The 9,543-nt window shown below is 69.7% G+C and carries 10 protein-coding genes; 6 read left to right on the forward strand and 4 right to left on the reverse strand.

From position 1 onward, the window contains the following. Positions 1-127 precede the first annotated feature (127 nt). From AB0H81_RS20465 to AB0H81_RS20480, 4 genes are all read left to right on the forward strand, one after another. Positions 128-1,015 carry an ABC transporter substrate-binding protein gene (locus AB0H81_RS20465; RefSeq protein ID WP_358376563.1) on the forward strand — a complete coding sequence of 296 codons (888 nt, stop codon included), beginning with the start codon at positions 128-130 and terminating at the stop codon, positions 1,013-1,015. Beyond that, complete coding sequence (locus tag AB0H81_RS20470; protein ID WP_358376565.1) at positions 1,012-1,863, forward strand: amino acid ABC transporter permease; 852 nt, start codon at positions 1,012-1,014, stop codon at positions 1,861-1,863. The genes AB0H81_RS20465 and AB0H81_RS20470 overlap by 4 nt, the downstream gene beginning before the upstream one ends. Then, complete coding sequence (locus tag AB0H81_RS20475) at positions 1,860-2,624, forward strand: amino acid ABC transporter ATP-binding protein (protein ID WP_358376568.1); 765 nt, start codon at positions 1,860-1,862, stop codon at positions 2,622-2,624. The genes AB0H81_RS20470 and AB0H81_RS20475 overlap by 4 nt, the downstream gene beginning before the upstream one ends. 73 nt (positions 2,625-2,697) lie before the next feature. Continuing rightward, a complete protein-coding gene (locus AB0H81_RS20480) occupies positions 2,698-3,831 on the forward strand; it encodes an FAD-binding oxidoreductase (RefSeq protein ID WP_358376571.1) in 1,134 nt (377 codons plus the stop codon). Between the two features lie 10 nt (positions 3,832-3,841). On the opposite strand, the gene AB0H81_RS20485 is transcribed toward AB0H81_RS20480, so the two are convergent. The 3 genes from AB0H81_RS20485 to AB0H81_RS20495 all read right to left on the reverse strand — a co-directional run bounded on the left by AB0H81_RS20485 (position 3,842) and on the right by AB0H81_RS20495 (position 7,462). Continuing rightward, the gene (locus tag AB0H81_RS20485; RefSeq protein WP_358376574.1) at positions 3,842-5,164 is read right to left on the reverse strand and encodes a cellulose binding domain-containing protein; all 1,323 of its coding nucleotides are present in this window, start codon (positions 5,162-5,164) and stop codon (positions 3,842-3,844) included. A gap of 107 nt (positions 5,165-5,271) precedes the next feature. Beyond that, on the reverse strand, positions 5,272-6,516 hold the full coding sequence (locus AB0H81_RS20490; RefSeq protein WP_358376577.1) for an acyltransferase: 1,245 nt from the start codon (positions 6,514-6,516) through the stop codon (positions 5,272-5,274). Between the two features lie 406 nt (positions 6,517-6,922). Further along, complete coding sequence (locus tag AB0H81_RS20495; RefSeq protein WP_358376580.1) at positions 6,923-7,462, reverse strand: cupin domain-containing protein; 540 nt, start codon at positions 7,460-7,462, stop codon at positions 6,923-6,925. Between the two features lie 93 nt (positions 7,463-7,555). Between AB0H81_RS20495 and AB0H81_RS20500 the strand changes: the two genes are divergently transcribed. After that, positions 7,556-7,981 carry a VOC family protein gene (locus tag AB0H81_RS20500; protein ID WP_358376583.1) on the forward strand — a complete coding sequence of 142 codons (426 nt, stop codon included), beginning with the start codon at positions 7,556-7,558 and terminating at the stop codon, positions 7,979-7,981. A gap of 125 nt (positions 7,982-8,106) precedes the next feature. Beyond that, on the forward strand, positions 8,107-8,451 hold the full coding sequence (locus AB0H81_RS20505) for a VOC family protein (RefSeq protein WP_358376586.1): 345 nt from the start codon (positions 8,107-8,109) through the stop codon (positions 8,449-8,451). Between the two features lie 81 nt (positions 8,452-8,532). Here AB0H81_RS20505 and AB0H81_RS20510 read toward each other — a convergent pair whose 3' ends face one another. Next, positions 8,533-9,429 (reverse strand): serine hydrolase domain-containing protein, encoded by an 897-nt coding sequence (locus tag AB0H81_RS20510; protein ID WP_358376589.1) that lies wholly within the window; start codon positions 9,427-9,429, stop codon positions 8,533-8,535. Between the last annotated feature and the right edge of the window lie 114 nt (positions 9,430-9,543).

Here is a 9,543-nt window from a genome sequence, read left to right on the forward strand (position 1 = left end):
GGATAAGGAAGAGTGAACAGCATGTGCACCAACGCGCACGCTCCTTGACCTTGTCCTCTCTAAACGGACCCCCAATATTGGTGTTTACGGAACGTAGCTCTGAGCCCGAGAGGGGGTGTCCTGCGCGATGCGGTTCACCCAAGCAGCCGCCGCATTCGGCCTGGCGGGACTCCTGTCCCTGACCGCTTGTTCGGGAGGTGCCGCTTCCCAGGCGGCCGCCCCGGCGCAGCAGAAGAGTCAGGAGCTCCACGACCTTCTGCCCGACAAGATCAAGAAGAGTGGCACGCTGAACGTCGCGGCGGGTCACAACTATCCGCCCCTGGTCTTCCTCGACACCGACAACAAGTCGGTCGTCGGCCTGGAACCCGAACTGATGAAGGCCGTCGGCCAGGTGCTCGGCGTCGAGGTGACGTTCAGCCAGGCCAGTTTCGACAGCCTCATCGCCGGCGTGCAGGCCCGCCGGTACGACCTGGCCATCCAGGCGATGCTCGACAAGCCGGAACGCCGCGAGAAGGTCACCTTCGTCGACTACTTCAAGACCAGCAGCTCGCTCCTGGTCCAGGACAAGGACGCCCAGGCGATCAAGTCACTCGACGATCTCTGCGGGAAGACGGCGGCCGTCGAGCAGGGCACGGCCCAGGCCGACGACGCCGAGCAGCAGAAGAAGAAGTGCACCGACGCGGGCAAGCCGGCGGTCCAGGTGCTGGTGTTCCCCGACACGGTCGGCTGCCTGCAGGCCGTCTCCACCGGCCGCGCGAACGCCTTCATCGGCGGCACCCCCACCATCACCTACCAGGCCGAACAGTCCGGCGGCCGGATGAAGCAGGTCGGCGAGCCCTACCGCTTCCTGCCGTACGGGATCCTCGTCAACAAGGAGGATCAGAACCTGGCCAAGGCCGTGCAACAGGCGCTGCAGAAGCTGATGGACAACGGCTCCTACGCCAAGATCCTGGCCAAGTGGAAGATGTCGCCGGGCGCCCTCGACAAAGCCGTCATCAACGGCGGCGAGTCGTGACCACGACCCCGCAGACCGCACGTCCTCAGAGTCAGGCGCAGATCGAGGCCGTCCCGCTCCGTCATCCGGGGCGCTGGGTGGGCGCGGGCGTCCTCGGCTTCCTGGCGATCTTCCTGCTGCAGGGATGGCTGGCCAACCCGCGCATGCAGTGGAACGTGGTCGGCGAGTACCTCTTCTCCCCCGCGGTCCTGCAAGGGCTCGCCACCACGCTGCTGCTCACGCTGCTCGCCATGGTCGTCGGCGTCGCGGGCGGCGCCGTGCTGGCCGTTCTGCGCATGTCGCCCAACCCCTTGCTGTCGGCGCTGAGCGGGTTCTACATCTGGATCTTCCGCGGCACGCCGCTGCTGGTGCAGCTGTTGTTCTGGTACTTCCTGTCCGCGGTGGTGCCGAAGATCGGACTCGGCGTGCCCTGGGGGCCGACGTTCTTCGAGTTCGACACCAACCAGATCATCACGCAGCTCACCGCGGCGGTGCTGGGCCTCGGCCTGCACGAGGCGGCCTACATGGGCGAGATCGTGCGGGCCGGCATCACCTCCGTCGACCCCGGCCAGACGGAGGCGGCCCACGCCCTGGGCCTGACCCGCTTCCAGACCCTGCGCAAGATCATTCTTCCGCAGGCCATGCGGGTCATCATCCCGCCGACGGGCAACCAGGTGGTCTCCATGCTCAAGACCACCTCCCTCGTCTTCGCCATCGCCGTACCAGAGCTCCTGACCTCGATCCAGGGCATCTACTCCAGGAACTTCCAGCAGGTCCCCCTGCTCACGGTGGCGTGCTTCTGGTACCTCGTGGCCACGACCGTCCTGAACGCCGGGCAGCACTACATCGAACGCAGGTTCAGCAGATGAAGACCCTCATCCGCGCGGAAGGCGTGCACAAGCGTTACGGATCGCTCGACGTGCTCAAGGGCATCGACCTGGAGGTGGCGGAGGGAGACGTGCTGGCCCTGATCGGCCCGTCGGGGTCCGGCAAGTCCACCTTCCTGCGCTGCATCAACCACCTCGAACGCATCGACGCCGGCCGCCTCTACTTCCGCGACCGCCTCGTCGGCTACGAGGAGCGTGACGGAAAGGCCTACGAACTGCCCGACAAGGCGATCGCCGCCCAGCGGGTGGACATCGGGATGGTCTTCCAGCGCTTCAACCTCTTCCCGCACATGACCGCGCTCGAGAACATCATGATGGCGCCGATCATGGTCAAGAAGGAGCCGAAGGCCGAGGTGCGCGAGCGCGCCCACGCCCTGCTGGCCAGAGTGGGACTCGCCGACAAGGCGCACAGCCGCCCCGACCAGCTGTCCGGGGGCCAGCAGCAGCGCGTCGCCATCGCCCGTGCCCTGGCGATGCGGCCCGGCCTCATGCTGTTCGACGAGCCGACCTCGGCCCTCGACCCGGAACTCGTGGGCGAGGTCCTGGACGTCATGCGCGACCTGGTGCGCGCCGACGGCATGACGATGATCATCGTCACCCACGAGATGGGGTTCGCCCGCGAGGTGTGCGACACCATCGCGTTCATGGACGACGGGGTCGTCGTGGAATCCGGGCCACCCGGCGCCGTGCTCGGCGAGCCCCGGCACGAGCGCACCCGGGCGTTCCTCAGCAAGGTTCTCTGACCCCGAAGGCCTCGCTCTCCGATTCCCGGAAGGTCTCGGCAAGGTTCTCCGACCCCGAAGGAAAGATATCCACGTGTCCCGCGTCATCGTTCTCGGCGCCGGAGTGCTCGGCGCCTCCGTCGCCTACCACCTGGCCGTCGCCGGGGCCCAGGTCGTCGTCATCGAGGCCGGCGGCCCCGCCGCGGGAACCTCCAGCGCGACCTTCTCGATGGACGTCACCCATCTGAAGACCCCGCGCACCTACTACGAGCTGAACCGGGCCAGCGCCGCCCTGCACGCCACGCTGGCCGAGGAACTCGGGGGCGCCTCGTGGCGGCACCCCATGCCCGCCATCCAGTGGGGTGACAGCGAGGAGAGCCAGCGGGGACTCAGGGAGCGGGCCGTGCGCCTCAGGTCCTGGGGGCATCCCTGCCGCATCGCCGACCCGTCCGAGCTGCGCGAACTCGCCCCCGCCGTCGACCCCGCCGCGTGCACGGCGAGCGAGCTCGTCATCCACGACCAGAGCGCGTGGTACGACGCCCCGCTGTTCGTCCAGCGCCTGCTCGATCGCGCCGCCACGCTCGGCGCCGACATCAGGTACGGCCTGCGGGCGGACGCGCTGATCCGCCGCGGCGACGCCGTCATCGGGGTCGAGACCGGCACGCGACGCTGGGAAGCCGACTGGGTGGTCAACTGCACCGGACCGGACGCCGACCGCGTCGCGGCGCTCGCCGGCACCGAGCTTCCCATGACCCGGATCCCCGGGCTGGTGGGAGAGAGCACTCCCGTCCCCGATCTCCGGCTCGACGCCATCCTGGCCACGCCGGAGGTGGACCTGCGCCCCGCCCCCGGTGACCGGGTCTGCTCCATCTCCTGGCCCGTCGACGCGCTGCTGTCCGGCGAGAGCGACGACGCCCTGGCGGAACGGTTGCACGCCGGTGGCCAGCGTGTCCTTCCCGCGCTGCGTACCGCCCGGCTGGCCGGCGTCCGCCTCGGCGTCCGGCCCGTGCCGGCGGACGGCCTGCCGCTGGCGGGCACGCACCCCGACGCGCCCGGCCTGTATCACCTCGTCACCCACAGCGGCGTCAACCTCGCCCCCGAACTCGGCCGTCTCGTGGCTCAGGAGATCACCGACGGTGAGGGTCCCGGCCTGGCCGGATACCGCGTCACGCGCGGCGTCGCGACATCGGTGAAGGACGAGAGCCTGACCCTCATGACCACACAGTGAGCCCTGTGGCCTAGGAGCAGGTGATGTCGGCCGGGCCGGGCGTGGACGGGCCGCCGGCCTGGAAGCCGAAGGTGGCCGACGCGCCCGGCGCCAGGCTCGCGGCCCAGCTCGGCGCCCTGACCGTCCAGGTGGTGCCCGACGGCGTGATGGTGGCGTTCCAGGCGTTGGTCAGGGTCACGCCGGACGGCGCGGTCCACCTGAGCGTCCAGTTGTTCCAGGTGGTGGTGCCCGTGTTCCGTACGGTGACGTCGGCGGTGAAGCCGCCCTGCCAGACGTTGGCGGGCTGGTAGTCGACGCCGCAGGAGACGCCGGTGCCGCCCGTGGGCGTGGTCGTCGGTGTGGGGGTTGGGGTCGGGGTGGGCGTGGGCGTGGGGGTGGGGGTGGAGCCGTCCGAGGTGGTGTAACTGACCTTGGTGTACGGCGTGCCGCACCGCGGGTTGCAGGCCGACGGGAGCGTGAAGCTGTACACGCGTCCGCCGTTGATCAGCGTGTCCGTGACGTCGCGCACCCTGATCTGGAACTGGCTGCCGCCCGACGTGGTCCCGCCGATGACGTAGGACTGGCCCATGTCGCCGTTCATCTGGGCCGTCCGCCACGCCCCGTCGGCGAAGTACTCGACGCCGTGAATGCCGTTGGCCAGGTGCGAGACGGAGATGGCGGGCCACCAGACCTGCGCGGCCTGCATAAAGCCGATGGCGATGTCGCCGCTGTAGCCGGGCGCGGGGACGAACGACCAGCTGACGTGCCGGTTGTTCCAATGGCCGGGATACATGTCCCCGACCGCGGCGCCGTTCTTCACGAACCGGTTGAGCGAGTCCTTGGACAGGTCCAGATGGTAGGGGTCGTCGCGGCACCAGCCGTTGGAGTCGCCGCAGCTGTCGGCGACCAGCATGGTCAGCTTCGCGCCCTTGTAGGCGTCGGAGATCCAGGAGCCGTTGCGGCAGAACGGCTGGTTCTGCGCGCCGTCGTTGGTGCCCGTGCAGTAATCGCCGATCTCCACCTGCACGTAGCGGCCGCAGTTCAGGCCGTTGTTCCACAACCCGGCCTTGCTGAGGTTCGCGCCCGTCAACGGCCGGGGGTAGAAACCGTAATCGCCGGGGGTGTTGTAGACGTTGAGCGCGACGAAGTCCTGCGAGTCGAGATTCGCCTGGGGCACCCCGCAGCCGCCGTACGGGGCGCCGAGTCCGTCGAAGTAGGTGGCGTTACCCGTCACGGGGCCGGGCGGGTCGCTGACCGCGCCGGCGGCTTGTTGCGTCAAGGGCACCAAGGCGCCCAGCGCGACCAGGAAACCGGGCAGCAGAAGGGCGAGAAACCGGCGACAGGCGTCACTCATCGGACTCCCCACGGAGAATGGCTCGGAACGAACCTCTCCGCAGGGCACCGGCCGGTCAAGCAGAGGTACGCGCGCGTGGGGAAAACCCGCCGACAAGGCTGAAACTTTCAGCCACTCGCCGACTCGGACTCAGGCCGGACCCCGCCGCCGGGACCCGGCCCCCGGGACGCCCGGGCCAGCCGCCGGCCGAGGTCCTGCATGGGACGCTCGATCCAGCGGTACGTGAGCCCGCTGACCGGCAGGAGCACGAGCAGGAAGACGGCCGCGGTGGCGAGCTGGTGGGGCAGGGGCGACCACCGGCGCTCCCCCAGGATCCGCACCATCACCAGCAGGATCGGCAGGTGCACGAGGTAGAGCGAGTAGCTGATCAGCCCGAGCCGGGTGAGGAAGGACGGCACGCGCCGGCCGCGCAACGCCATGCCGGCGGCGAAGGTGACGCCCGCCAGGACGATCGTGCTGATCCACACGTCCGGCTGCACCCACCACCAGCCCGCGCTGATCGCCCAGACCGGTGCGCAGGCCACGAGGAGCACCGTGAGCGCCACCGGCCACAGCGAGCCGGAACCGCGCTCCCACCGGTGGATCGCGGTCCCGGCGAACATCACCGCCAGCATGGCCAGGCCGAACCACGGCACACGGCTGCTCAGAGGCAACAGCGCCAGCGCCGTCACGCCGAGGACGCAGGAAGCCAGGACCGTCAGCCGCCCGGTGAGCACGCACCCCATGCCGGCGGCGAAGACGGCGAGCGAGACCCACGCCGGCCCGCCGCCCGTCAGTGGCGCGGAGGCCAGCGTGAGGCCGGCCGTGAGCGCGGCCAGGCCCGCGAGCACCGCGATGAGGCCGCGTCCCCTGTGGACGCCGGCGGCGAACAGGGCGGCCACCATCAGGTAGAAGGCCATCTCGTACGACAACGTCCACATGGTGTCGACCACACCGCCGACCCCCACCACGTCCAGCAGCATCGTGGCGTGCGCGGCGACCGCGTACAGGTCACGCGGCACCTCCTCGCGCACGGGGATCCACCACGACAGCGCCAGCACCAGCCCCAGCACGGCGATATAGAGCGGGTACAGGCGGAAGAAGCGGCCGATCCAGAAGGCGCGCACGTCGCCGCCCCGCTCCAGCGAAACCGGGATGACGTACCCGCTGACGAGGAAGAACACCAGCACGCCGTACGTGCCGAGGTTGAACTGTGTGGGCCGTAACCAGGGCATGTCCCAGGTCACCAGGTGCTCGCCGACCACGGCGAGCGCACCGACGCCGCGCAGCATGTCGAGCCAGGCGAGCCTGTGGGGCACCGGCCGGACCGCTTCGGGGGACGCGGCAGGGGACGCTGTGGGGGCGAGCGACATGCCGCCAAACGTACCGAAGCGCTAGGGAACCGGCCGCTTGGCGGCGATCGTCCCCGCCCGAGCCTTCAGATGGTCAGCAGGAAGTGGCAGAGGTCGAGGACCCAGACCAGAGCCCACAGCAGCACGGCGGGTAAGTGATCCGGCTCCCGCCCGGGCCGATGCCCCACCCCAGCCCCCTCATGGTCGTCAGGTCTCCAGTCTTGCTCCCCGTGGGCCGTCGCGTTGGCGTGGGGCCGCACGCGGGCTGTCCGTCCCGCTTGTGGGGTGTTACGGTGCGGGCTGTGGTTCACCCTGACAATCTTGGTCCCGGCCTTTCTGACAGGCGGCGTAAGATGCTCCGCGTGGCGGCGGCCGTGGGGTCGGCGATCGCCGCCCTCATCATGCTGGTGATCGTCGCGATCATGGGTTACGTCGTGTTCGCCTGGCCCGATTGAGCCCGGCCATCGGATCGGCTTTCGTGCTGCCTGCCCGGCAGCGGCTGGAACGAGGTCGTCCGGTGACGGGCGCGGAACTCCGCCAAGAGCTCGTCGGTCACCTCCGCGCCGGCCGCCACGGCGTCATGCACCTCGCGGAAGTAGCCCTCATACCCGGCCGGCGTGTAGAGGCACAGGGCATGGACCGGCTCGGTGCCGGCGTTGCGGAAGCCGTGCGGCGTCCCGCGCACGGCGGCGAGCAGGTGCCCGGGGCCGACCGTCACCTCCCCGTCGCCGTGGTGCAGGGTCAGGTCGCCCCGCAGGACGTAGAAGTACTCGTCGTGCCCGTGGTGCACGTGCGGGCGGGCGCCCACCACGCCTCCCGCCAGGGTGAACTCCTCGAACGCGAAGCGGCCGCCCGTGTGCTCACCCGTCAGCCGGAAGAAGTGCGCCACTCCGGCCACGTCGATCAGCTCGCCGTCCTCGGGGCGGCGCAGCAGGGGGCGCGACTCCGGCATCCGCTTGTCGATCATCTGAGCATTATCGGCCGACGGCGTCAGAGCGCCTTCAAGGGGCTCGCCGGGCGCCTCCCCCCTTCCGGCCACCGCTCACAGCACAGTGGAGACATGAACGCAGACGACAGCGACGTCCTCTCCCGTGCACGGGTGGCGACCAGGCTTCCGGCCCAGGACCTCGATCGGGCGCGGCGCTTCTATTCCGAGCGGCTCGGCCTGGAACCCGTCGACGAACGGCCGGGCGGACTGCTGTATCGGTGCGGAGGCGCGGAGTTCGTGGTGTTCCAGTCGACGGGATCCTCGCCCGGCACCTTCACCCAGATGGCCTGGGAGGTGGACGACATCGAGACGGCCGTGTCGCGGCTCGGACGACGCGGCGTGGTGTTCGAGGAGGTCGACGTACCGGGATTCCGAACGAGGGACGGGATCGCGGAGATCACGGGAAACTACCCGAGCAAGAATGCGCGGGGTGAACGCGGCGCCTGGTTCCGCGACAGCGAGGGCAATCTGCTGGGCATCGGCCAGCCGGTTCGCTGAGCGGGTTCGGCAGTCAGCTCGAACGCGGTCGTGATCTGGCCGCCCAGGACGGCCCAGCCGGTCGCCGATGAGTTTCGGGGGCGGGAGTGGTCTCACTCCCGAAACGACGGGAAGGAGCGGCTCCAGTGGACTTGTACAGCGTCGTGTGCGTACGTGACCGGGCGACGTCGCAGAAGTGGTTCGAGGCGTTCTTCGGGCGGCCGGCGGACGAGATCATCGGCGAGGAGCACCTGTGGCGGGTCGGTGAGAACGCGTGGATCGTCATCGACGACCGGGAGGTGCGGGCGGCACGGGTGGGCGGCACCATGATCACGCTCGGTGTGACCGACCTCGACGACATCCTGGCCCGGCTGGCCGCGCACGGCATCGAGCACGAGCCCGTGGAGACCTACGGCAACGGCGTGCGCCACGTGGAAGTCCTCGACCCGGACGGCAACAGCCTGTCGCTGGCGCAGGCACCCACCCATTGACGCGCTCCCCGGGAGCCCGGGACGACCTCCCCCCACCGGCGCTCTGGAGCAGACCAGGACTTCCCGGTCGCCGTTCGCATGCTATGCGGCACACATGAGCCGTTCGGCTGCGGCGATGGCGTCGCCCGGTTGGCCGGAAGCCAGCTGGACGACCACCTCCGTCCGGCCGTCCGCACTGCTCATCGCCATCCCGCTGTAGCCGTAGATCCACCCGGAATGGCTGAACACGCGCCGCCCGCAGCGGAGCGTCTCGGCGAAGATGCCGAAGCCGCCGGCCTGCAGTCGCCTGCCCACCTCCTGGGTGAAGACCCAGTGGTAGAAGCTCGACACGTCGGCCGCGGTCGAGATCAGCCCGCCCGCGGCCCAGAAGATCGACGAGTCCACATCGGCGTTGTCCACCCCCTCGGTCTGGTGTCCGTGCGCGATGTCCTTGGGCAGGTCGTCGGTGGGCAGCTCGGTCGCGGTCAAGCCCTGCGGGCCCGTGATGCGCTCGCGCAGCAGTTCCCGGTACGGCTTGCCGGACACCTTCTCCAGGATCATGCCGAGCAGGATGTAGTTGCTGTTGGAATAGCCCTGCCCCTCTTTGTCCGCATATTTCAGTAATTCTCGGGGCGGCCAGTGCCGGAGGTGGGCGCCGTTGCGCAGGTCCTTGGTGAAACGGTCATCGCGCAGGTAGTCGGAGATGCCGCTGGTGTGCCTGAGCAGGTCCGCCACGGTCGCCTTCGTCTTGATGACACCGGGCAGCAGCTTGTCCACCCGGTCGGTGAGCGTCAGCCGCCCCTCCTCGACCTGCTGCAGAACGAGCGTCGCGGTGAATGTCTTGGTGATGCTCGCGATCCTGAACCGATGATCCGTCCGCATCGGCACGCCGGTGTCCGCCTGCCCTGCCGCCGCCTGCCACGTCTGATCGCCTTTCCTGACGTGCACCACCGCGCCCGACGACCCGGCCTCGACCAGCCGCGCGGCCTCCGCCTGCACGCCCGGCGCCGGGGAGGGCGGTACGGACGGCGCAGGGGACGGCGGCACGGACGACGCCGGGGACGGCGGCACGGACGACGTTCGCGGGACGGGAGAGCTGCACGCGACCGCGCA

The organism is Nonomuraea sp. NPDC050691 (genome assembly GCF_040654455.1).
In the GTDB taxonomy this organism is placed as follows: Bacteria; Actinomycetota; Actinomycetes; order Streptosporangiales; family Streptosporangiaceae; genus Nonomuraea.

Bases quoted from the DNA above. Each gene is read 5' to 3' on its own strand.
- AB0H81_RS20465 (WP_358376563.1), top strand. From the start codon at position 128: ATGCGGTTCACCCAAGCAGCCGCCGCATTCGGCCTGGCGGGACTCCTG.
- AB0H81_RS20475 (WP_358376568.1), top strand. From the start codon at position 1,860: ATGAAGACCCTCATCCGCGCGGAAGGCGTGCACAAGCGTTACGGATCG.
- AB0H81_RS20485 (WP_358376574.1), bottom strand. From the start codon at position 5,164: ATGAGTGACGCCTGTCGCCGGTTTCTCGCCCTTCTGCTGCCCGGTTTC.
- AB0H81_RS20490 (WP_358376577.1), bottom strand. From the start codon at position 6,516: ATGTCGCTCGCCCCCACAGCGTCCCCTGCCGCGTCCCCCGAAGCGGTC.
- AB0H81_RS20495 (WP_358376580.1), bottom strand. From the start codon at position 7,462: ATGATCGACAAGCGGATGCCGGAGTCGCGCCCCCTGCTGCGCCGCCCC.
- AB0H81_RS20500 (WP_358376583.1), top strand. From the start codon at position 7,556: ATGAACGCAGACGACAGCGACGTCCTCTCCCGTGCACGGGTGGCGACC.